This is a genomic window from Breoghania sp. JC706 (genome assembly GCF_037026715.1).
Lineage (GTDB): Bacteria > Pseudomonadota > Alphaproteobacteria > Rhizobiales > Stappiaceae > Breoghania.
On the sequence record NZ_JBANCG010000004.1, the window covers coordinates 271,524 to 294,291 of the forward strand.

At 67.0% G+C, this 22,768-nt stretch carries 19 protein-coding genes; 7 read left to right on the plus strand and 12 right to left on the minus strand.

Translation table 11 applies throughout. The features are described from left to right. Position 1: 1 nt before the first annotated feature. From V2L18_RS09755 to V2L18_RS09785, 7 genes are all read right to left on the minus strand, one after another. Positions 2-193, minus strand: coding sequence for a 4Fe-4S binding protein (locus V2L18_RS09755; protein WP_107988364.1), 192 nt, complete (start codon positions 191-193; stop codon positions 2-4). A gap of 65 nt (positions 194-258) precedes the next feature. Continuing rightward, the gene (locus V2L18_RS09760; RefSeq protein ID WP_336178041.1) at positions 259-1,362 is read right to left on the minus strand and encodes a nickel-dependent hydrogenase large subunit; all 1,104 of its coding nucleotides are present in this window, start codon (positions 1,360-1,362) and stop codon (positions 259-261) included. Between the two features lie 3 nt (positions 1,363-1,365). Beyond that, positions 1,366-1,995 carry an NADH-quinone oxidoreductase subunit C gene (locus tag V2L18_RS09765; RefSeq protein ID WP_336178042.1) on the minus strand — a complete coding sequence of 210 codons (630 nt, stop codon included), beginning with the start codon at positions 1,993-1,995 and terminating at the stop codon, positions 1,366-1,368. After that, positions 1,992-2,495: a 4Fe-4S dicluster domain-containing protein gene (locus tag V2L18_RS09770; RefSeq protein ID WP_336178043.1), complete on the minus strand. Its 504-nt coding sequence runs from the start codon at positions 2,493-2,495 to the stop codon at positions 1,992-1,994. The genes V2L18_RS09765 and V2L18_RS09770 overlap by 4 nt, the downstream gene beginning before the upstream one ends. Positions 2,496-2,505: 10 nt before the next feature. Then, the gene (gene nuoB, locus V2L18_RS09775; RefSeq protein ID WP_336178044.1) at positions 2,506-3,009 is read right to left on the minus strand and encodes an NADH-quinone oxidoreductase subunit NuoB; all 504 of its coding nucleotides are present in this window, start codon (positions 3,007-3,009) and stop codon (positions 2,506-2,508) included. Then, positions 2,958-3,914, minus strand: coding sequence for a complex I subunit 1 family protein (locus V2L18_RS09780; RefSeq protein WP_336178045.1), 957 nt, complete (start codon positions 3,912-3,914; stop codon positions 2,958-2,960). The genes nuoB and V2L18_RS09780 overlap by 52 nt, the downstream gene beginning before the upstream one ends. Before the next feature lie 14 nt (positions 3,915-3,928). Beyond that, positions 3,929-7,741 carry a proton-conducting transporter membrane subunit gene (locus V2L18_RS09785; protein ID WP_336178046.1) on the minus strand — a complete coding sequence of 1,271 codons (3,813 nt, stop codon included), beginning with the start codon at positions 7,739-7,741 and terminating at the stop codon, positions 3,929-3,931. A gap of 567 nt (positions 7,742-8,308) precedes the next feature. Here V2L18_RS09785 and V2L18_RS09790 point away from each other — a divergent pair. The 7 genes from V2L18_RS09790 to V2L18_RS09820 all read left to right on the plus strand — a co-directional run bounded on the left by V2L18_RS09790 (position 8,309) and on the right by V2L18_RS09820 (position 15,412). Next, positions 8,309-9,229: an NAD-dependent epimerase/dehydratase family protein gene (locus V2L18_RS09790; protein ID WP_336178047.1), complete on the plus strand. Its 921-nt coding sequence runs from the start codon at positions 8,309-8,311 to the stop codon at positions 9,227-9,229. A gap of 99 nt (positions 9,230-9,328) precedes the next feature. After that, entirely contained in the window at positions 9,329-9,967 is a 639-nt protein-coding gene (locus tag V2L18_RS09795; RefSeq protein ID WP_336178048.1) for a hypothetical protein, read from the plus strand. Beyond that, positions 9,964-11,082, plus strand: a complete 1,119-nt coding sequence (locus tag V2L18_RS09800) for a cyclic nucleotide-binding domain-containing protein (protein WP_336178049.1) — start codon at positions 9,964-9,966, stop codon at positions 11,080-11,082. Before V2L18_RS09795 ends, V2L18_RS09800 begins: the two co-directional genes overlap by 4 nt. Before the next feature lie 49 nt (positions 11,083-11,131). Next, positions 11,132-12,067, plus strand: a complete 936-nt coding sequence (locus V2L18_RS09805) for a fatty acid desaturase (RefSeq protein ID WP_336178050.1) — start codon at positions 11,132-11,134, stop codon at positions 12,065-12,067. 15 nt (positions 12,068-12,082) lie between these two features. After that, positions 12,083-13,297, plus strand: a complete 1,215-nt coding sequence (locus tag V2L18_RS09810; protein ID WP_336178051.1) for a cyclopropane-fatty-acyl-phospholipid synthase family protein — start codon at positions 12,083-12,085, stop codon at positions 13,295-13,297. Next, positions 13,294-14,481 (plus strand): glycosyltransferase, encoded by a 1,188-nt coding sequence (locus V2L18_RS09815; RefSeq protein WP_336178052.1) that lies wholly within the window; start codon positions 13,294-13,296, stop codon positions 14,479-14,481. The genes V2L18_RS09810 and V2L18_RS09815 overlap by 4 nt, the downstream gene beginning before the upstream one ends. Positions 14,482-14,485: 4 nt before the next feature. Next, complete coding sequence (locus V2L18_RS09820; RefSeq protein WP_336178053.1) at positions 14,486-15,412, plus strand: YegS/Rv2252/BmrU family lipid kinase; 927 nt, start codon at positions 14,486-14,488, stop codon at positions 15,410-15,412. Positions 15,413-15,619: 207 nt separating this feature from the next. Here V2L18_RS09820 and V2L18_RS09825 read toward each other — a convergent pair whose 3' ends face one another. The 5 genes from V2L18_RS09825 to V2L18_RS09845 all read right to left on the minus strand — a co-directional run bounded on the left by V2L18_RS09825 (position 15,620) and on the right by V2L18_RS09845 (position 22,740). Continuing rightward, a complete protein-coding gene (locus V2L18_RS09825; protein ID WP_336178054.1) occupies positions 15,620-16,807 on the minus strand; it encodes a hypothetical protein in 1,188 nt (395 codons plus the stop codon). 79 nt (positions 16,808-16,886) lie between these two features. Continuing rightward, positions 16,887-17,093, minus strand: a complete 207-nt coding sequence (locus V2L18_RS09830) for a Nif11-like leader peptide family natural product precursor (protein WP_336178055.1) — start codon at positions 17,091-17,093, stop codon at positions 16,887-16,889. A gap of 369 nt (positions 17,094-17,462) precedes the next feature. Continuing rightward, a complete protein-coding gene (locus V2L18_RS09835) occupies positions 17,463-18,497 on the minus strand; it encodes a helix-turn-helix domain-containing protein (RefSeq protein WP_336178056.1) in 1,035 nt (344 codons plus the stop codon). A gap of 255 nt (positions 18,498-18,752) precedes the next feature. Next, a complete protein-coding gene (locus V2L18_RS09840; RefSeq protein WP_336178057.1) occupies positions 18,753-21,338 on the minus strand; it encodes a FecR domain-containing protein in 2,586 nt (861 codons plus the stop codon). 1 nt (position 21,339) lies between these two features. Continuing rightward, positions 21,340-22,740, minus strand: coding sequence for a hypothetical protein (locus V2L18_RS09845; protein WP_336178058.1), 1,401 nt, complete (start codon positions 22,738-22,740; stop codon positions 21,340-21,342). Positions 22,741-22,768: the final 28 nt, after the last annotated feature.

Sequence of the window (22,768 nt, forward strand, 5' to 3'; positions counted from 1 at the left end):
GTCAGACGTGCTCGATCGCGCCGGACTGGCAGACGTCGACGCATTGCGGCTCGTCGAAGTCGCCGACGCACTCCTGGCACTTGTTGGGATTGATCGTGTAGACCTTGCCCTTGTGGCTGATCGCCTTGTTCGGGCAGACGTCTTCGCAGGATCCGCAGGCTTCGCAGATCTCGGGGTCGATACGGTAGGCCATGGGATTTCTCCTTTTTTGTCTCGCCGGGATCGGGGCACGCGGGCCCCTTGCCGGTCTCGGTTCCTTCAGCGTTCCGTGCAGGAGATGCAGGGATCGATGCTGTTCACGATGATGGCGATGTCGGCGACCTTCGCGCGGTTCAGCATGACGGTCAGGGCGTCCCAGTTGGGGAAGCTCGGAACCCGCCATTTCAGGCGCTCGGGCTCTTCCGCGTCGCAGGTTTTCAGGTAGTAGAGCAGCTCGCCGCGCGGGGCCTCGGAGCGGGCCACGGCCCGGCCCGGCGGCACGTAGGGGTCGCTGCCCAGGTTGACCGGCCCGTCGGGCAGGTCGCGCAGGCACGCCCTGAGGATCACGATGGCGTCGAGCGCCTCGTGCAGGCGGATCATCGCGCGAGACCAGACGTCGCCGTCGGGCAAGGTCTGGACGTCGAGCGGCAGGCGGTCGTAGGCGTGGTAGGGCGCATCGGCGCGCACGTCCTGCATCAGACCGCTGGCGCGCGCGACGGGGCCGACGACGCCGCAGGCGATCGCGTCGTCGATGGAGAGAACGCCGACGCCGCGCGTGCGGCGCTGGATCGAGCCGTTGGTGCGGTAGGTCTTCTCGATCTCGCGGATTTCCGGCTCCAGCCGGTCGAGCGCCACCGTCAGGGCGGTGATCGTGTCCTCGTCCAGATCGTAGCGGGTGCCGCCGATGCAGATGGCCCCCAGATCCATCCGGTTGCCGAAGACGGCCTCCTTCAGGTCCTGGGCGAGCTCGCGCACCTGCATCACGTGCATGAACAGCGCCTCGTAGCCGACCAGATGAGCAAGGATGGCGACGTTGAAGAGGTTGGAAGCGACGCGCTTCACCTCGCCTGCGACGACGCGCAGGTAGGTGGCGCGCTCGGGCACCTCCATCTCCGCGATGGTCTCGGCCGCGAGCGCGAAGGTCTCGGGATGGCTGTTGGAGCACAGCGAGCAGATGCGCTCGGTCAGGATCATGTTCTGGGCGAGCGTGCGCTTGGTGGCCAGATACTCGATGCCGCGATGGACGTGGCCGGCGTTGATGTCGACATCGGTCACCGTCTCGCCGTCGACGGCGACGCGGAAATACATCGGCTCCTCGAGCGCCACGTGCAGCGGCCCGACGGGAATGGTGAAGCTCTCGGAGGTCACGGGAAGGTTGGTCATCGCTCACTCACCTTCTATCGCTGTGGCTTTCGCGGCGGCGTGGACCTTCTTCCAAAGGTCGTCCGTGCTTGCCGCATTCACCAGCGTTGAAAACGGGATGAGCCGTTCGAAAACGGAGGGTTCGATGGAGTTGTCGAGGAAAAGCCGGCGCGGATCGGGGTGGCCGGTGAAGGTCAGGCCGTAGAGCTCCATGATCTCCCGCTCGGGCCAGTCGGCGGGCCGGAACAGCGGCGTCAGCGAAGCGAGCGAGCCGTTGGCGGGCGCATGGGCGATCAGGTTGACCGCCTCGTCGGCGAGGATGAAGTGGTAGATGACTTCGTAGGAGGTGCCGTCGAGCGGCGTGCCGCCGAAGGTCACGGGCGTTGCCCTGACCATGACATCGCCGGCTTCGCTGTTTTCCTCGTCCTGCTCGTCCTCCTCTTCCTCGGGCGCCTTTGGCTGGGAGGCGGTGATCATGGCGAGGCGTGCCTCGAAAGCCCGCAGACGGGATGCGACGGCCACGAGGTCCGTGTTCCTGGCCAGTTCGCACCACACCACCGACACCCCGTGGGCATCCGTCGTGGTGGTGATGGCGAGATCGCCGGCAGCGGCGTCGCGCAGGGTCTTTTCGAAATCAGGCGCAAGACGGGTCATGCGCTCTGCCTCCTCTGCTTGAGGAACTTGGCCCGGCACTTGGGGCACAGAGACCTGAGTTCCTTGGCTTCATCGGGTGATAGGGGGGGCTTGATCTTCGCGATCGCAGGCGCGCTGTCCAAACCCTTGCCGCCGCACGAGGAACAGACGATGGCGGGGATCAGACCGTGCTCGACCTGCCGGTACTTCTCGGCCTGCAGATGGGCGAGGTGCCAGTCGCCGGTCTGCTCGATCGCGCCGGTCGGACAATGGAAGACGCAGTTGCCGCAGAAGACGCAGGTGTCGTGCCAGCAGTCGAAGGTCATGCCCTCGGGCGTGCGCTCGAAGCGGATGGCGCCCGTGGGGCAGGCGCGCTCGCACTTGCGGCAGGCCTCGCAGGTCTCCGGATCGAAGGCCACCTTTCCCCGGAAGCGCGCCGCCGTGGGGGCGGGGGCGAAGGGAAAGGGGTCCGTGTAGGGACCGTGCAGGAGGTTTCGGACGAACAGGCTCAGGAAATTCATGGTCTCGTCCTCACAGCCTCTGGCGCCAGACCTGGATGGCCTGCGCGATGCCCTCGATGATCGCCTGCGGGCGCGGCGGACAGCCGGGCACGTTGACGTCGATGGGGAAGTAGTCGTCGATGGGGGCGAGCACCGCGTAGCTCTCGCGGAAGATGCCGCCGGAGATCGGGCAAACGCCCACGGCCACGGTGACCTTGGGATCGGGGATCTCGTCGAAGACCCGCCTGGCCGCGTCCACCACATGGCGGGTCAGCGGGCCGGAAATCAGCACGATGTCCGCATGCCGTGGGCTGCCGCAGTACTGGCATCCCAGCCTTTCCACGTCGTAGCGCGGGATCAGCGCGGTGGTCGCCATCTCCACGTCGCAGCCGTTGCAGGAGCCGGCGTTGATCCGGTAGATCCACGGCGAGCGCACCGCGATGTCCTTGAATTTCTGGAGCATGGTCATCGGAACCTCCCCGCTCACGCGAGCGCGATCGCGGCGACGCTGGCTGCAGACAGCAGCAGCGGCCACTTGAAGAAGAAGGAAAAGGCCTGGTCGATCCGCATCCGCCCGGCGGACAGGCGCACCGCAGTGACGCCCAGCACCATGAGGACGACGATCTCCGCCAGCCAGCCGAGGAAAGCCGGCGCGCCGGTCAGATCGAGCGGGGCGAAGAGCGCGATGCCAAGGCCCAGCACGACCACCGCTTTAAGCGCGGACATGACCTTGAAGAGCCCCAGCGCCGGACCGGAATATTCGAGCACCGGGCCTTCCAGCACCTCCGTCTCGGCTTCCGGGATGTCGAAGGGCACGATGCCGAGATTGGCCGGGAAGAACAGGCAGAAGGCGCCGACCGCCGGCCACATCACCGGGTCCAGCAGAAACATGCCGTGGGTGCGCTGGTAGGCGACGATCTCGGCGAGCGAGAAGGTCGCGATGTGGCCCTCCGCCATGCCGACGCGCAGGGCCACGGCGGCCGCGACCAGCACGATGGGGCCCTCATAGGCGAGCATCAGCACCATCTCGCGGGAGAAGCCGATGGCGCCGTAGGGCGAGGAGGAGGACGAGCCCGCCACCATCAGCACCACGCCGGGCACGACCAGCAGGTAGAGCACCACCAGCAGGTTGCCGAGGACCGGTTCGGGCGTATAGAGCCCGGAGATCGGCACCAGAGCGGCGGCCGTCAGCATGGAGACGACACCGACCAGAGGTGCGCCGAGGAACACCGGCTCGCAGGCGGTGGTGGGCACCATGGTGCGCTTGAAGGCGAGCTTCACCAGATCGATGAAAGGCTGGGTCAGGGGCGGTCCCACCCGGCCCTGAAGCCGGGCGGCGACGCGCCGGTCCATTCCCTTAAGGGCGAGCCCCAGCGTCAGGGCGAACAGGCCTCCGGGAAAGAGCAGGACGGAGAGAACGACGGCGACTTGGGTGGACATGGTCTTGGTCTCCCTCAGATCCGTTTACCGGGACCCGGATTGCCGGGAAGAAGCAGGGTCTTGATGACCCCGTTGGGGCTTTCGAAGAGTTCGGCCGCGGGAAGACGCTCCCGGTCGGCGCTGAGATCGGCGACGCCGCACAGGTGGGCCGGGCCGCGCACCACGCCGGCGCTGCGTCCAAGCCGCAGCCAGGGCACCAGCAGCAGGCCGAGGACGAGCATCAGCAGGGTGAGGATGGTCGGGCTCCAGCCGTCCAGGCCGGGCAAGGGACCGGTCAGGGTGGCCGCGATCGGCGTCAGGCCAAGCTGAGCCTCGATGGCGGCGATGGGCACCAGCAGCAGGCCGGGCATCAGGCCGACGGCGAGGCTTGCCACAACCAGCACGCCCATGGCGACCAGCATCGGGGCGGGTGCCTCGCTGGCGTCGAGTGCCTTGGCGGTCGGCTGGCCCATGAAGGCGGCGTGCGCGAACTTCAAGACGGCGGCCAGCGTGAACATGGACGAGATCATCGCGGCGGCGCCGAGCAGCCAGTGGCCCGAGCTGAAGGCCGCCTCGAAGATCATCCACTTGGAGGCGAAGCCGTTGAGCGGCGGCAGCCCGGAGAGCGACAGTCCGGCGAACAGGAAGATGCCGAACGTGATGGGCATGCGCTTGCCAAGCCCGCCCAGCTCGTCGAGCAGGGTCGCATGGGTGCGCACCATCACCGCACCGGCCACCAGAAACAGCGTGTCCTTGAGCAGCATGTGGTTGACGAAGTGCATGAGCCCGGCGGCAACCCCCAGCGAGGTGCCGAAGGACAGCGCCAGCAGCACGTAGCCGAGCTGGCAGACCGTCGAGTAGATCAGCACCAGCTTGATGCTGTTCTGCACGACCGCCATGGCGCCCGCATAGACCATGGTGATGCCCGCGATCACGGAGATCACGGTCAGGATCGCCGGTTGCCCGCCGATCTCGCCCCCGATCTGGCCGCCAAGGCGGACGAACAGCCCTGCCCCGCCGAAGACCACGAACAGCTTCAGGATCGCCCAGGGGCCGGACTTCAGCAGCACCGCGGAGATGTAGCCGGAGACGGGCGTCGGTGCGGCGGCGGGGTGCATCTGGTAGTCGATGCGCGCCGGCAGCATGGCCGCTTTCATCACGAGGCCCAGCAGGACCAGGGCGATCGGCGGCAGGATCACGGCCACCGGCAGGCTTGCGAGCGCCGCCTTGAGACCGGCGAATTCGAAGGTGCCGGCCTTGGCCGCGAGCATCGTCACACCGAGGAACAGGAAGGACGCGCCGACGGTGTTGAACAGGAAGTACTTGAAGCCTTCCCGCCGCGCCTCGTCGGTCTCCTCGTGAATGATCGCCGCCCACAGCGCCCAGGCGCTCATCAGCTCCCAGAAGGCGAAGAAGTTGAAGAGATCGGGCGCGGCCGTCATGCCCAGAAGGCCCGCGATCATCACCAGGAAAACGGCGTAGAAGCGCGGCTGGGCGTGGTTGTGGGCGAGGTAGGAAGTCGCGTGCAGCATGTTGAGCGCGCCAACGCCGGCGATCAGAAGCGCAAAGCTGAGCGACAGGAGGTCATAGCGGCCGGACTGCGCCAGCACGGCGACAATTGCGGCAACCGGCACCGCCACCGCCAGACGCCCGGACCAGGGAACGGAGAACCGCCCCACGAACAAGACCGCGATGGCACCGATCATCGTCAGGGCCGCACTTGCCGGCCATGCCATGATCAGGTCGGGCAACACCGCCGGGGCGAGACCGGAGCGCGCGGCGATCGCATCGCCCACCGGCGCCACGAGGGCGAGCTGAAACTGGGGCGCGATGCCGCCGACCACGATCAGCGCGGCCAGCACGCCCATGGCGACCAGCATGGAGGCGGGCGCCTCCCTGACGGCCGCCTGCCCAACGCTCGTCTGGCCCGTGTAGGGCTTGAAGAAGAGCGTGGAGATGACCCGGGTGTAGTAGACGACGCCGATGACGCTGCCGGCGAGCAGGATGCCGGCGACCAGATAGGATCCGGCCATGGCGGCGGCATAGATCATCAGGAACTTGGAGATGAAGCCGGAGAACGGCGGCAGCCCCATGATGGCGACGCTTGCCAGCGCATAGACGCCGGCGGTGAAGGGCATGACCCGGCCGAGGCCCGCGAGGTCGTCGATGTAGCGCAGGCCGGTGCGCAGGATGAAGGCGCCGGCGGCATAGAAGAGCAGCGTCTTCATGAGCGCGTGGTTGGTGACGTGCAGCAGCGCCGCATCGGTGGCAAGCGCCGTGCCGAGGCCAAGGATAGCGGCGATCTCGCCCACCTGCGCCAGCGTGGAATAGGCCAGCATGCGCTTCAGCTCGCGCTGCCGCAGGGCCTGTATCTCGCCGTAGAGCAGCGTCACGCAACCGAGCCCGAGCAGCACGGTGCGAAGGTCCACGCCGGCTACGGCGAAGCGGGTCAGGGCGCCCAGCCCGAACACGCCGAACAGGATCTTGACGATGCCGAGCATGCCGGCCTTGGTCAGGATGCTCGACAGCGGACCGGAGGCCGAGGACGGTGCCTGCGGATGGGCGATCGGCAGCCAGGCGTGGAAAGGCACGAGACCGGCCTTCACGGCAAAGCCAACGAACAGGCAGGCCATGATCGCGAGCCCGATGCCCGGCGCGATCGCGTCGACGTTTTGCGCGATCGCGGAGAAGGCGAAGGATCCGACCTCCGCATGGGCCATCAGGATGCCGAAATGCATCACGTAGGCCCCGCTCGCGCACATCAGAAAGTAGATCAGGCCGGCGTTGAGCGCCTTGCGCGTCTGTTCGTGGATGACCAGGAAGTAGGAGGTCCAGGTCATCAGCTCCCAGAAGACGTAGAAGTCGCCGAACTCGCGCGCCGTGGTCAGGCCCAGCATCGAGCCGGTCATCAGGAAGGTGAAGAAGTAATAGCGGTTGCCCCATTCAACCTTGGCCATGTAGCCGATCGAATAGATCACCATCACGCAGATGATGCCGGCAAAGACCAGCGCGAAGAGCCGCGAGGTCGGGTCGAGATCCGGGCTCGCGAAGACAAGCGCGAAGGTGGAAAGCGCCAGGACGACCGCGCCCGCATCGCGCGCCCGGGGCGAGAACCGGCCGAGCGCGTAGAGCGCGAAGCCGCCGATATAGGGAACGAGCACCAGCGGCGACCAGGGGGATTCAAAGTGCGGCACGCCCGCGCCGCCGACGACACCCGCAAGGGTTTCGGCCAGCGTCTGGAGCGGGGCAGGGAAGAGGCTCATGGCCGCGGCCGCGACCGCCAGCACCGAGGTGATCGCCATCAGGCCCTTCGGCACGGGCCGCAAGGCGATGCGCCGGGCCGGGGCCTCGAAGCAGATCCGCTGGATCAGGACCATGTAGTAGACGGCCGCAACGATCGAGGCGACGGTCCCCACCGCAGCGATCGCCCAGTGGCCCTGTTCGATGGCCGCATAGAGGATCAGGAACTTGGAGTAGGTTCCCTTGAAGGGGGAAAGCCCCATCACCGAGAACATGCCGAAGCCGAACAACGTGGCGGTGACCGGCATGCGCCGGCCGCTTCCCGCCAGATCCTCCAGGCGGGTCGAGCCCACCCTGAGGATCAGCATCCATCCGGCAAAAACCACCAGCCCGCGCATGGCCAGCTGGAAGCCGATATGCATGAAGGCGCCGGTTTCTCCCGCAGCCCCTCCCACGCCGAGACCGATGAGAACATAGCCGAGTTCGGCGACCGTCGAGACGATCAGAACGCGAACCGGATGGGCAATACTGAGAAGGGCGGCGATTTCCCCGAACAGCAGGAATACCGCGCCCATCCAGGCAAGTGACATCGGATCCAGGGTCGTCATCGCGAACACGGCCATCTCCCCTATGAAGTGATCCAGGTGGATCTCCAGCGGAAACAACGGATTTCCGCAGCAATCCCGGGGAAGATGCGCTCAGACCACGTCGATGTCTGTCAGCCAGCGGACAGAGCTTGCGATCTTGTTGTCCGATTGCCGACAACCGCAACGCAACCGCATGAAGAATCATGCGTTTTAAATGCGGAAGACGGCGAATATTTTCGAACATCCAAAATTTTCGAAATATTCCTGAAAGTAGAATTCCGAAAATATTGTCGCAGGGCCGAAAACGATGTTCTCCGGCCGCGCGGACCCGGGGCAGGTCGTCAGACAGGGCGACACAGCTCACAGCCGGCAAGCGCGCCCTCGCAACAGGGCGTGAACGTGGCAAATGAGCAGAGGCGGCGGGCAACAGGCGCGCTTTCGTCCCAGTCTCCTGCCGTTTCATCCCAGAGCCGCGCTGCGCCGTTTCCTCGCGCGCGTCTTCGACTATTGCTTGCGCCCGGCGTGTGACCGGCCTCCCTTCAGATGGCTTGTCCGGGTGGCTTGGCCGGGTGGCTTGGAAGGAACGTCGTGCGGGTCTTGATCATTGGCGGGTGCGGGTTCGTCGGGTCCCATGTGGTGGACAGGTGTCTGGCCGCGGGTCTGCGCGTGCGGGTCCTGGACCGGGCACCGGAAACCTACCGTGCGCCGCTGCCGAACGTGGACTACGTCCGCGGCGATCTTGGCGACCACCCGTGCCTGGCGGACCTGCTCGCCGATGCCGATGCGGTCGTGCATCTGGCGAGCACCACCGTTCCCTCCTCCTCCAACCTCGATCCGGTCGCCGACATCTCCGGCAATCTGGTCCCCCTGGTCCGGCTCATCTCGGCCATGCGCGAGAACGGGCCGCGCAAGCTGGTGTTCCTGTCCTCCGGCGGAACGGTCTACGGCATCCCCACGGCGGACCCGGTGCCCGAAATCCATCCTCTCCGGCCGATCTGCTCCTACGGCATCGTGAAGGCGGCGATGGAGCACTATCTCCACATGGAGCGGCACCTTCACGGGCTGCAGGTCATCGTCCTGCGAGCGGCCAATCTTTACGGGCCGCGTCAGGGCCGGATCGGCCTGCAGGGCGTCATCGGCACCTATCTTCACAACCTGAACCGCGACCGGCCGATCGAGGTCTGGGGCGACGGCTCGGTGGTGCGCGACTTCCTGCACGTTCGCGACATCGCCGACCTGTGCCATCGCGCGCTCGGCGCATCCGTCTCCGGCTGCTTCAACGCCGGCAGCGGCCGGGGAACCTCGATCAGCGAGCTGATCGGCCACATCCGGCAGACGGTGGGCAGGCCCGTCAGCCCGACGCACCGCCCGGGGCGCGGCTTCGACGTGCCGCGCGTCGTTCTCGACATCGCAAAGGCGCAGGCAACCCTTGGCTGGACGCCGCGCATCGGGCTCGAACAGGGGCTGGCCGAAACCTGGGAGTGGATGTGCTCATGCGATGCGTCCTGAGCTTCCGGCCGCCTTTCCCGCCTCCGGCTGCCACAACCACGGCTGCCCGAAACCCGGGCCCCCGCATGCCGGTCTTGGGTCTTTCAAGGGAGGTTGCCGTTGCTGTCTGATCTCGCCCTCTCCGCCCTCACGGACGTGATGCTTGCCTGCGAACTCTTCTTCCTCGCCGGGCTGAGCCTGCGGCCCGAGGTGCGCGCATTCTCGCCCGCCTGGATCTGGAGCCTCACGCTCGCCCTGATCGGCCTGGCCTCGATGCTCGGCGCCATCGATCACGGCTTCTTCGAGGCGATCGGACATGAGGGGCACCGGCCAATGGTCGTGGCGACCCGCGTGGTGATCGTTGCCGGCAGCCTGGCGATGATCTGCGCCACCGCCACCCAGTATCTCGCCGGCAAGGCCCGGTGGGCGCTGATCGGTCTCGGCGCCCTTGCCGCCGCATGGCCGCTTTCGCGGATCCTGACCTCGGACGATTTCCTGTCCGTGATCCTCTACTACTCGCTCGGACTTCTGCTTCTGGCCGGTTTCAGCGCCGCGCATCTGCGCCGCGAGCGCCACGCCGGCGCGATGCTGGCCGGCATCGTCCTGACCCTTGCCGTCTCCGCCATGATCCCGCTCGGCAGCGAAGGCTTCGGGGGGCTCGGCCTCTATGCCAGCTATCACGTGCTGCTGATGCCCATCGTCGTCCTGCTCTATCTCGGCGGACGCTCCTTCCGATCGAGCCGGGGAGGAGCGCAATGAGCGCCCGGGAGCCTCTTTCCGATCGGGCGGCAGGCGTCCTGTCCGCCTTTTGCGCCGACATGCCTCCCTCCGTCCGCCACGCCGTTGCCGAGGCCAGCAGGCTCAGGCAGGTCGCGCAAGGCGAGGAGGTGCTTGCGGAAGGCGCACGCGGCACGATGCTCTATCTCGTGGTCGACGGCACCTACGGGATCTACCGGCACGAGCCGGGCGGAACCACCGATCACCGGGTCGCGGTCGTCGCGGCCGGGCAGGCCTTCGGCGAAATGGCGCTTCTCGACGGCGAGCCGCGCTCGGCGTCGGTGCGGGCGGAGACCTCAGGCAGCCTCGTGGAGATCGATCCGGAGGCCCTGCGCAACCAGCCCGAGGGCGCCTTCCGGTTGTCCGAATTCAAGGGCGAGCTCGCCTCGCTGGTGACCAGGCGCATGCGCGCGGCCAACCAGGAGCATGTCGCGGCACTCCAGCGGGAGTTGAAGCTGCGCGCCGAACAGCAGCACTTCGGCAAGTTCTTCGTCTATTCGCTGATCATGATGTCGATCGGCACACTGGTGAACAATCTGCTCGCCCGCACCTTCACCAATGTCGACATCTATACCGCCGTCTTCGCCTGGCAGTATCTTGCGGTGCTGCTGGTGCCGAGCCTCGCCATCATCTGGCACATGAAGATCCCGCTGTCCGATCTGGGACTGACGCGGGTGGGCCTTGGGCGGTCTCTGCGCGAAGGGGCGCTGATTTCGGCGTGGCTGTGCCTCGTGACCTTCGCAGTCGCGACCGCGTTGCGGCATTTCGGGGTTTTGCCCGGCAAGGTGGTGCCCTTCGATCCGTGGGGCAGTGCCGGCTACTTCCTCCACAGCGCACTGCAGGAGGTGATCGCGCGCGGCTTCCTGCAGACCTCGTTCCAGCGGTTCCTCAACGACAAACGCGGCTGGCGGTCGGTTGTGCTCGCCGCCGTGCTGTTTGGGATGTTTCATCTGCATTTTGGGATACCAGCCGTGCTGATGACCATTGCGACGGGCTGCGTCTTCGGCTGGATATACATCCGCCATCAGAATATCGCCGGCGTTGTTCTTATCCACTACATGATGGGTGTGGCGGCCTTCAGTACGGGACTTCTGTAGCCCCTCCCCGCAGGAAGCCGCAGCGGGCGCGCTGCCACAGGTTGAAACCATGATCGATCGAGCATACTTCGCCCCCCGCCCCCTCATCTACTATCGCGACTTCGGCTTCTACTTCGCCATCTTCCTGATCGCCATGGTCTGGGGCGTCAACGCCTCCTGGCCGAAGGTGATCGTGCCCTGGCTCATCGCCGCTGCCGGCCTGCATCGCGCGGGCCTGTTCTGTCACGAGATCGTCCATATCCGGGACGCGGCGCTGAGGCCCTTCCGCCACCTCTACACCTGGACCGTCGCGCTGATCGTGATGGTGCCGCCGCTGCGCTTCGAGGTGCCGCATCTCGCCCATCACCGGCTCGGCGTCTTCGGAACGGCCGAGGATCCGCAATATCCGCTGCTGCGCAGCAATCCGGTCGCCATGGTGATGCTGCTTGTGGTGATCCCGTTCATCGTGCCGTTCACCAATCTTCTCATGACGCTGACCGCGGCGGCCGGAGCCTTCCGCGCGGAGCAGGCGCTCGATCGCTGGGCCATGCGCCGCTTCGGCTTTTCGCTGAGTTCACCGCTGAGCGGAGAGGAACAGGCGCAGGTGAGCCTGCATGCGCGCGTGACCCTGCTGCTGCTTGCGGCCACGCTCGTGCTGATGCCGGAAATCCTGCCCTTCTACTACGCCGTTCTGGTCGCCGGCTGGGCGCTCCTCACGGCGCGCATTCCGCTTGAACACGAGCTGGAACGCCTCAGCGAGGTCTCCGGCCGGCGCGAGCAGATGATCGACAGCTTCACGATCGAATCCCCCTTCGCCCTGGTCGTCCAGCCGGTCGGATTCCGCTTCCACACGGCGCACCACATGTATCCGGGCGTGCCCTACCACAACCTGCCGGCCCTGCACGCCCACCTCAAGCGCACCGTCCCCGAATACCGGGACAGCATCATCTCCCTGTGGCGCGCGATCCGCGGACCGAAACGCGGTGCCGCTCTCCCCGGGACCTGACTGGAAAGCCATCCAATGAAAGACATCATCAAGCAGCTGGCCGAGGCCATGTCCGCGGCCGAGCCCGATGCGCGCTTTGCCGTCCGCTTCTGGGACGGCACCGGGTTCAGTATCGGCGAAGACCCGGAATTCGTCCTGCATTTCAAGACCAGGCGCGCTCTCACGCGCGTCCTGTCCGACGCCTTCATGGGGTTCGGAGAGAGCTACATGCTGGGCGAGATCGAGGTCGAGGGCGACATCAAGCGGCTGTTCTATCTCGGCTTCGCCATCGACTTCGCCGAGCGGCCGATGTCGCTGATGCTGCGCCTCAAGCTGTTCTTCCACTTCCTGCGCGCCCGCAATACCATCGCCCGGTCGCGCGAGAACATTTCCTTTGCCTATGACATCGGCAACGAGTTCTACGAAATCCTGCTCGGCAAGGGGATGATCTACACCTGCGCCTATTTCACCTCGCCCAACGAGACACTGGAACAGGCGCAGCACAACAAGCTGGAGCTGGTCTGCCGCAAGCTCTGTCTCCAGCCCGGCGAACACATCGCGGATCTGGGCTGCGGCTGGGGCGGGTTCCTGATCCATGCGGCGCAGACCCGCGGCGTGACCGGCGTCGGCTACACCATTTCCGCCGAGCAGCGGGACTATGCGCTCGCCCGGATCGCGGAGAGGGGATTGTCGGACCGGATCGAGATCCGCCTCGAGGACGCCCGCAATGCCGAGGGGCTTTACGACAAGGTCGCCTCCATCGGCATGGTCGAGCACATGGGCAACGCCCAGATCCCGCCCGTCTTCGAGCGCATCTCGCAGATCCTCAAGCCGCAGGGACTCGCCTTCATCCACACCATCGGCAACGACATCGAGCGGCCGATCGATCCCTGGATCGACAAGTACATCTTCCCCGGCACCCAGGCCTCGCCGCTGACCACGATGATCGACGCCGCCGGCCGCAACGGGCTCTCCATCATCGATCTGGAAAACCTGCGGCTACATTATCCGCCGACCGTGCGCTTCTGGCTCGCCAACTTCGATGCCAACATCGATCGGATCCGCGAACTCTACGACGACACCTTCGTGCGCAGCTTCCGGCTCTATCTGGAGATCGCCAGTTCCTCCTTCAGCTGGGGCGACAACAAGCTCTTCCACCTGCTGCTGACCAAGGGTCTCAACAACGCCGTGCCGATGACCCGGGCGCATCTGGTTCTGCCAAACGACCCCGGATCGGACCAGCGCGCATGAGCGTACCGGTGCATGTGGTCATCCTCTATACGGACGCGGGCGGTGGCCACCGGGCCAGCGCCTTTGCCCTCAAGGCCTGTCTGGAAGCGTCCGGCCGGTATCGGGTGACCCTGCTCAACCCCTATCAGGAGTTGATCGCGCATCTCGACCTGTTCTCCCGGTTCGGCCGGCTGAGCGGGGAGAACATCTACAACGAGATCATCCTGCGCGAGGGGCGCACGGGCCTCGGCTGCTGGCTCTTCTACGCTGCCCTGCGCACGAACTACCTGCTGTGCGAGCGGCCCGCCATCCGCCTTCTCGCCCGCCATTTCGATGCGATCCGGCCCGATATCGCCCTGTCGGTGATGCCGCTCGCCAACCGCGTGATGCTGGAAGCGCTGAAGCGCCACAGGGCGGGGCTGGAGAGCGCACAGGGCGCCGGCGTCGCTCCCGAGGCGGCGGTGATGATCACCGACTGGGCGGAGCTTGCGCCCGGCGTTTGGTTCCCCAACCGGGGCGACTATCACGCTATCTGCGGCACGGCCGACGCCCTGCGTGCCGCGCGCAGGCTGAAGCGCCTGAACGGGCGGGTGCACGAGATGGGCGGCTTGCTGATCCGGCCCGAGTTCACCGACCCCACGCTGCGGCACGCCCCCGATCTCGCCGGTCTCGATCCGGCACGGCCGATCGTTACCATGCTCTACGGAGCCCAGGGCAGCCGGCGCATGGTGACGCTCGCCCGGGCGATGGCGGATCTGCCGCATGAGGCGCAGGTGGTGTTCCTGTGCGGACGCAACGAGACGCTGAAAGCGGAGCTCGCCGCCCTTCGCCTGCCGTATCCGAACCTCATCCTCGGCTTCACGGACCGGGTCGCGGACTATCTCGCGGCAAGCGATCTCTTCATCGGCAAGCCCGGCCCCGGCTGCACGAGCGAGGCGCTGGCCCTCGGTCTCGCTCCCCTGCTCGACCGCAGCCTGGCACTGCCCCAGGAAGCGGCCGTCCTCTCCCATGTCCGCAAGACGGGGCTCGGTCGCTCCTTCGCCACGGTCGAGGAATTCCGGCGCGAATTCATTGCCGCCCTCGCCGCCCCGGCATCGGATCGCGCTGCCCCCGCCAACACCTCGCCGGGGGACATTCTCGCGATCATCGACCGGATTGCGGCGGGCCGGCGCCGGATCGGCGGCACCGCGGCCGGAACCGCCTGACGCCATGCGCGCGGACCCGCTCGATCGCCTCCCGCCCATCGCGCCCCCAACGAGGTCAGGTTTGCGGATCCGGGTCATCCACAATCCGCGCGCGGCCCGACGCCGGCACAGGCGGTTCGCGCAGGTGCTGCGACAGCTGCACGCGGCGGGACACGAGGTCGAGGTGGTGGAGACGGCGCGAGCGGGGGATGCCGCCGGCCATGTCCGCTCGGCCCGGCGGGCGGGCGTCGACCTGATCGCGATCGCCGGCGGCGACGGAACCTTCAACGACGCGCTGCAGGGTGTCAGTCCCGACACGCCGCCACTCGGGCTCATTCCGCTTGGAACTGCCAACGTGCTCGCCCACGAACTGGGCATCGGCACCCGGCCCGCGCGCATCGTCGAGGCCCTGACGGCAGGCCGGGTGCGTTCGGTCCTGCCCGGCGAGATCGCCGGCCGGCGCTTCATGATGATGGCGGGCGTGGGCCTCGACGCCCAGGTGGTGGCAAGCGTGCCGCGCCCGGTCAAGGCGCGGCTGGGCAAGGCCGCCTATGTTCTGGAGGTCATCCGCACGCTGTTGCGGTGGCGCGGCGCGGACCTGCGCCTTCGCATCGGCGACGAGATGCTGGAGGCCGGCACCGCTATCTTCAGTCGCGGACGGCATTACGGCGGACGGTTCGTGCTGGCGCCCCATTGCGACCTGTTTCGCCCGCACCTCCAGCTGATCCGCTTTCCCCGGGGCGGGGCGCTGTCGGTCTTCCTGCGGTTTCTGGTCATCCCCAGCGGACAACTCGTCCGGCTGGGGCTCGCCGAGGAGCGCGCCGTTGCAAGCCTCGAGATCGTCGCCCCCGCCGGCGAGCCGATCCAGGCGGACGGCGACATCGTCGCCCGCGTGCCCGCAACCATCCGGCTGTGCGACCAGCCGGTGCGGCTGTGCGTGCCGGCGGGATGAAGCCGACATGTGCCAGGGTAGATCGCGAGCATTCGTGCCGTGGCCCATCCTTCGAGACGGCGCTGACGCGCCTCCTCAGGATGACGTTGTGTTTGTTGTTGATTTCGCTGAAATAACAACACGAAAACGTCATCCTGAGGAGCGCTCGCAAGAGCGCGTCTCGAAGGATGGGCAATTGGCGTCCGTCCAGCAACGAAGCGCGCCCGCCTACGTTAGTCCGCCCAGTTCCGCCAGTCGCCCACAGGCCCGCATCCAGTCGAAATCCCGCCGCGCCTTTTCCGGTATCTCGGGCAGCGTCGCCATGGCCTTGTGCAAGGCGACGGCCGCACCTTCGGGGTCGTCATAGAAATGGGCGTTCGGATAGGCCCGGAAGGGCAGGTTTCCCGGACAGTCCGGCAGCACCACGTGCCGCCCGGCGACCAGCGCATCGGCCGTTGCCGTGCACAGCACCTCGCTGCGCGACGGGTTCAGCATCACCCGATAGGGCGCGATGGCCGTCCAGAAGCGGCGGTCGGGGCCCTTGAACCGCAGGTCGGCACCGCGTTGCAGCGCAAGCGCGCGCAACGCCGCTTCGTCGCGGCCCGCGCCGATCACGTCCACCGGCAGAGCGGACCTGCGTACGATCTCCACGAGATCGGCGAGCCCTTTCTCCCACAAAAGAGCGCCCAGGAAATAGACGCCCCGGTCGGCCTCCGTCACCGCGGGCGCCCGCGCGTATCCCGGCATTACGCCGGTGACCCGTTCCACCGCCATCTCGACGCCGGGCAGGGTCAACGCCGGCGACAGGCTCAGCGGCACATCGATCCGCCGCCGCACCGCATCGCCATGCAGCCAGGAGACATGCCGCGCGAGAGGGCCGCCCATCGGCAGTCCCGCCATGCGGATATAGGTGTCGTAGTCGGTCATGCTCAGCCCGATCGTGCGCCCGGCCGCTATCGCCGACCGCCCCGCCGACAACGGATACCAGCTTAAATGTTCCGGTTCGTTCGCGATGAGACAACGTGCGGGCGGCGCGGCGCGAAAGACATCCTGCAGCGGAACGACCGAGCCGAGCCGGCGGCAATAGACGGCCCGGTAGGGACGGCACTCAGGCAGGCTCAGGCCGGCGAGATCGCGGGCCTCCTGCTCAAGCCACGCGACCTGCGCGTCAAAATCGGGGAAGCGGTGATCGCCCCAGAGCCGGCGCTGCGATCGCTCCCCCAGCCACGGCAGCAGATAGGCCACCCGGTAGCCGAGCGCCGCGAGACCGCACGCCTGCCAGAGGGAAATGAAGGCGGGACCGGTCATCCAGGGCAGTGCGGCGGAGGTCGCCACCACCGCATCAAACGTGTGGGCGCGCGACGAACGGTTATCGGGCGTCGCCCGGGCGGGCGGGACGCGGCCTGTTGCAGGCATGTCCGGTTTCCTGTGTCGGGGGCCGGGCGCAAAGACACCGCAGCGAAGGGATTGGCGAGGAAGCAAGGCGCGCGACCTTTCAGCTCTCCTGCGGATCGCCGGGCTCCGCATCGGGGGCTTCAAGCAGACCAAGGATCATCTCGTCCTCGGTGAACTCGAACCCCTTCAGCCGGGCGAGCACGACCAGAGCCTCGACGCCGTCCCGCAGCGCGTTTCTCGCCAGCGCCTGCAGTTCGGCGTCGCGTTGCACCTGCGCATGAAAGCGCCTGAAGGCATCAAGGCTCAAGTGGGCTTCCCCTCTGCCCGTCCCTCGTGGACAGGGGGCCTGTCTGCCGCAAGTCCGGCGGCAGGGGAAGAGGCCGCAAGGCGCCTGGGATGCTATCGCTGTCCTGTGGGATGGGATGGCGCGGGAGGCGCCGCCCCGGTCACGTCACCTTCACTCCGGCTCCGCCGGGCGCTCAGAGTCCGGTTCGGAAATGATATCGGGTTGTGGCACTTGCGCCTCCCCTCATGCCCCACCGTCGTCATTGCCCGGCTTCGTCCGGGCAATCCAATGCGCGCTGTGGCATGCGTGCGCTGGATCACCCGGACGAAGCCGGGTGATGACGGTGGAGAATTCCGGGCGAGATCCGGCGACACCCTCCGGGCCGGACCTTCAGGTCCGCACATGCAGCCTGTCGAGCCAGGCCTGCATCCAGTTGTTGCGGTCCGCGCCGAGCCGGCCGTTGAGATGAATGCGCGCCTCCGCATCCCGGATCGCCTCGCTCGGGCGGATACCGTAATATTGCTGGAACGCCCGGGAAAAGGCGGTCTTGCTCGGAAAGCCGGTGATATAGGCAAGCTTGGCGACCGCGCCGTGGGCATTGCCGACCGAGGCCAGCTTCAGCTGCGCGAGTTTCAGCCGGCGCTCGCGGATATATTCGGCCACGCCGCCCAGCGGTTCGAACAGGCGGTAGAGGGAGGACCGGGACAGGCCGAACTGCCGCATGATCATCTCCGTCGAAAGGCCGGGGTTCGACAGGTTGCGCTCGATATAGACCTGGATGGTCTGAAGATTGGTATCCGTCAGCGCACTGCGCTCGGCTGCCACCGCCGATGACAGTCCGGCCGAGACGAGGATCGAGGCGGCTTCCGCGGCCAGCAGCCCGTCCGCTGCATCGAGACGCGGCGCGACCCGGGCAAGCGACATCATGTGCTCGCCCAGCAGCACCCCCAGCGTCGAATTGCCGTCGACCCGGGCCCCATGCACATCGTCGATCGCATCGGGCATGAGCCGGATCATGGCGCGCGGCAGGATCAGGCTGAGAATGTCCATGTCGGTCGTCTGGCTGCGCATCGGCCGGCTGAGGTCGAAACAGACGATATCGCCGGCACCGCCCTTCGCGATGCCGCCGTCGGCGTTGTAGGCGCACTCGCCCTTGAGGTAGAGCTGGATCAGCAGGTGATCGACGCCGGAAGCCGCGACGAGTTCGTTCGAACGGTGAAACCGCTGGGCGCTGGCGGAGGACTTGCCGATGAGAAAGCGCCCCAGATTGTAGCTCTCGAGATCCGCCGAAAACCCGTCGAGATCATCCGTCGCCGGAACCGCTTCGAACAGGCTGGAGACCCCGGCCCGCCAGTGTTCGTAATTCTGCTCCCGGCTCAGGTCCTTCGCCCTGATCAGCTGATGTTCAACCTGCGCGGTGGTCACTCCGGTCACTCTCCCAAAGCCTGCAGGGCCATGTCGCGCCACGGTCGGATGGCGATGCGGGGGAGGCGGCGACTATTTCGGCCGGTGCACACCACATCGCGGCCCGCGTCAAAGAAGCGCACCCCTGCTGTTTGGAATCATTATTGGAGCGTTTCGGGGCGGTCAACGGATCTTGGAAGCGCGCGCTTGAGAAGGCACGGAAAGGACAAGGGCCACGGCAGCTCAAGCTTGTGACGGGCGGCGCACGAAGACCCGTCAGTTCCTGTCGCCGGCGAAGATGCCCGAGGCGGACCAGCTGCCTTCGGACGTGGTGAAGGACCCGATCACGCCCTGCGCGGGCGATGCCCCGTCATTGACGAAGGAACCGGTGATCGAGGTCGCGCCGGAGGTGCCGGCAAATGTGGAAGACCCGGCGAAGCTGACGTCGCTGCCGAAGGCATGGCCGTCGAAATCGCTGACCGACACGTTGCCGGCGCGCGCGGCGAAGTCCATGGAGGCGGAAAGGGCACCGGTGGCGATGTACTGGCTGGAACCGTTGACGACGGTGCCCACCGCGTGGCCGGTGTAGGTCGCCGTGCCGGAGGAGGGCATTTCCAGATTGTCGGTCACGTCGCCGATGACCCAGTTTCCCAAATGCACGGACGAAGTGCCCCCCTCCCCGCTCTCCGCCTTCCCCCACCAGCCCCATTTCAGATAGGAGCAGGTGCAGATCGCAGCGGAGGTTCCGCCATCGAAGATTTTGGCCGGCGTCAGGTCCGCGCTCACCACGTAGGCCCGGTTGCGTCCCCCGGAGGAGGCGAAACGGTCATCGTCGAGATAGACCGCGCCGCCGTAGCTGTCGGTGAAGCCGAGCTCGTCGTTATAGGGATTGCCGTCGGTGTCGAACTGGAAGAACGTCGCGCTGAAGGTGCCGTTTGCGGCATCGAAAGCCATGGTGGTGGTGCCCGCCTTCACTACGGTTGTGCCGAGCACCGACACGGCGGCGGAACTGTAACCGGTCAGGGTCCGACCGTCATAGCTCTTTGCCCCGGCGGTTTCCGTGGAGACCAGATTGGCTACATGGGCGGTCGCGAAATCGACCGTGGTGCCGGCCAGGCTGCCGTCGGGATTGTAGGTGTTGGTGAAGGCGGCGTCCGCGTCGTCGAGATCGTTGGTCAGGACCATGTTCTGACCGTTCGAGCCGAAGATCGACGTGGCGCCGCTGCCGGCGCTGGAGGCACTCGTCACCGCGCCGGAATAGGACGCGGTGCCGTCGCCGGCATCCAGGCGTTCGCTGCCGCCGCGCGAGGCGCGCAAGCCATAGGCCCCGCCCTCGCCGACACGCTGGATGTTGCCGGTGGTCACGCCGATGGCCGAGCTCTGGCTGGCGCCGGTACCTGCGATCACCAGAGAGACCTGCAGGGCCTTGGCGAGGATATCGGGATTGACGTTGTCGGGCGTGCCGGCCACGAGAAGGTCGCTTGAAACCGCGCCGCTCATGTCGATCCCGGAAAGCGCTGGACCATAAGCAAAGGGGATCGTTGCGCCGTCGCCGGCAAGGACGGGCGCCAGCACATCCGCGCTCAGGGAATAGTGACGGATCTGTCGGCTCGAGAAGAGCGACGCGACATCGGCGGTCGGCTTGCCGGAAATCACATGAAGCGGGTTGGCGCCATCACTCAGCATGTAGGCGCGGAAGCCCTCCTGCCCGACATAGGCGGTGCCGGAATAGCTCGCTCCGCCATAGGCGACCCCGCTCACCGCGTGCGCGGAGAAGGCACCGTCGGCGTAGACCGGAAGGCTCAGCGTTTCGCCGCCGGCCACGGTGACCGCGCCGCTTTTGCCCTCGATGCCGCTGAGCGCGCCGGTTCGGTCGGTCTCCGCGGAGCCGCCGAGAATGCCGTTGCCGCCGCCATCGCCGGGTGCGCGCGAGGTGAGGACGCGGACCGCATCCGTGCGCGCCTGCCCCGTGGACGCCCCGCCGCCCGACGCCTCGCGCGCCGCCTGCTCGATCCCCTCGATCCTTGAGGTTTCCGCGACACGCTCGCGCGGGGGCTCGGGCCGTGGCTGCGGCACCGGAACGTTCGCGGGCAGCGGGCTTTGCGAGTTGTGACGATCGACGCCGCTCGCCTGCACCATCGCGTCGCGCGGCGCAACCGGCGCACCGCCGCGCGCGCCGGGGCGCCCGGCGAGATAGGTCTGCATGGCGCGCAGGAAGGCCGGCGGCGTGCGCATCACCTTGTGCCTGCCGCCGTCGACGACAATGGAATAGCCCGCCTGGAACAGCCGGTTGCGCACGCCCCGTGCCTCCAGCGTCACCTCCGCGCCGAAGATCAGCGACACGTGCGGAGGCGTGCCGGCCCGGCCCCCTTCCCCGCGCCCGTTATTGGCCCCGAGCCGACCAAGATCGATGTCGACCACCGCGCCGCGAATGCCGGCGGTGCCGATCGGCGTCCTGATCGTCGCCCCGCCCTCGGTCTTGGAGGTGCGCCCGCCGATGAAACGCATGAAGCCTTTGGAGAGGCTGGCCGTCACCCGCGCGGTTCCCGCATCGGGATCGTAGACGTAGCTGTCGATGGTGAGACGGGAGCGCGGCCCCACGGTGAAGGTGGTCCCATCGGCCAGCAGGATCTGCACCAGTCCCCCGTCGCCGGTGCTGATCTCCTCGTTGTGAATGACCGCCTCGCCGAGCGTGATCGTCCGCGTCGCGCCATCCGCGCCGTGGCTGATAGCTTCGGGATTGACGGCGGAGGTGACGCCGACCTGCGTCGCGGCGAGCACAGGCAGGCTCGCGGTCATCATCGGGCCGGCCAGGGCGAAGGCGAGCCCCGCGGCGAGAACACGGTCTGCGATGGGGCGCATGTCAGAAGACCTTCTTCAGTGCGACCCTCACCGACAGGTTGCCGAATTCGGAGGTGTCGTAGTTGGACCAGGAGTGCTCGTATCCCGCCTGCACGAGGGCGGTGAGATCCGGCTTTAGCGGAACGGTCTGCGTGACATCGAACGCCCACTTGGTCGTGACCTGTTCGTCGGAACCGAACATCGGGTCTGCCTCGTCGTAGAGCCGGTGCGAGAGCCGGCTGGAGAGGGACACCGTCCAGTCATGGGGCAAGGCCTCAAGCGGCGAGGCATAGTCGAGAGAAATGCCGGCAACGACCGCCGCCTGCCAGTAGGAATTGTAGCCGGTCTCGGCCATGTAGCGGTCGGCGATGCCGGCAAGGCTGACATTGACGGAAGGAGCCGCGCGATAGCTGGCGAGCGCCTGCAGCTGCAGCCGATCGCCAGTCTTCTCATCCAGAAGCGGGTTGCTGCCCGAATTGAAATAGGTTTCCCGGCGATATTCCGCGCGCAGGCCCGCATAAAGGTCCGGCGTCTGGCGCGAGCCGAGCAGCAGCCCGGCGCCGAAGGAGGCCAGAAACGGATCGCCCGACAGCATCGCCCCGGCGCCGATGCCGTAGACGTCCAGCGTGTAGCCGCGCACGCCGAAGCGGTTGAGATCGATCGAGGGACCGGCGGTGACCTCGATCAGCCCGAGATTGAGGTGGCCCAGATCCGCATAGGTCTCCGCATGCGCCTGGGCGCTGGCCTTGAAGATGATCCCCTGGGCCGGCAGATCGAAAATCGACCGGATTTCGCCGCTCGCGAAGCCGTTGACGTCGGCCGCGCGCGTCGCGTCGTCGGAAAGCTCGTAGGTCAGTCCACGCAGGGTCACGAGCGAGGAGGCCGGCGCGCTGTTGGCGTTCGACTGGTAGCGCGTTCCCACCGTGATCGAGCCGGCGACAGCGGAGCCGCTGCTCCTCCTGTCGATGGCCGCCAGATAGGTCTCGACCTTGTGCCGCACTTCCTCGGGCACGGCTGGCGCGGCGAGCGCCGCATCGAAATAGCCGCGGGCGGACTCGTAGGCGCCGAGACGGAAATAGAGCACGCCGAGCTCCAGCTGCAGGCGCGGCAGGCCGGGCGCGAAGATCAGCATGCGCTCCAGGGTGGCGATCGCGCCCTCCAGATCGCCGAGCTGCGAGGACAGCGCCGCGTATTCGAAGGCGACGTCCAGATCCGCCGGGTTCTCCATCATGCGCTTAAACAGCGCCCGCCGGCGGTCCTCCAGCCGGGGGCGTTCGGCGGCCGATGCGCGCGGCGGATGGTTGTACTGCGGCGAAGCCGCGAGCGACAGTTCCGGTGCGCCCGTTCCCGCAACAACGATGACAAGGGCGGCAAGTCCGAAGGAAAAGATGCGCCGGACAGCACAATTCATCTTCAAGGGCATTGATCGAACCGCCGAGATCACCGATGAC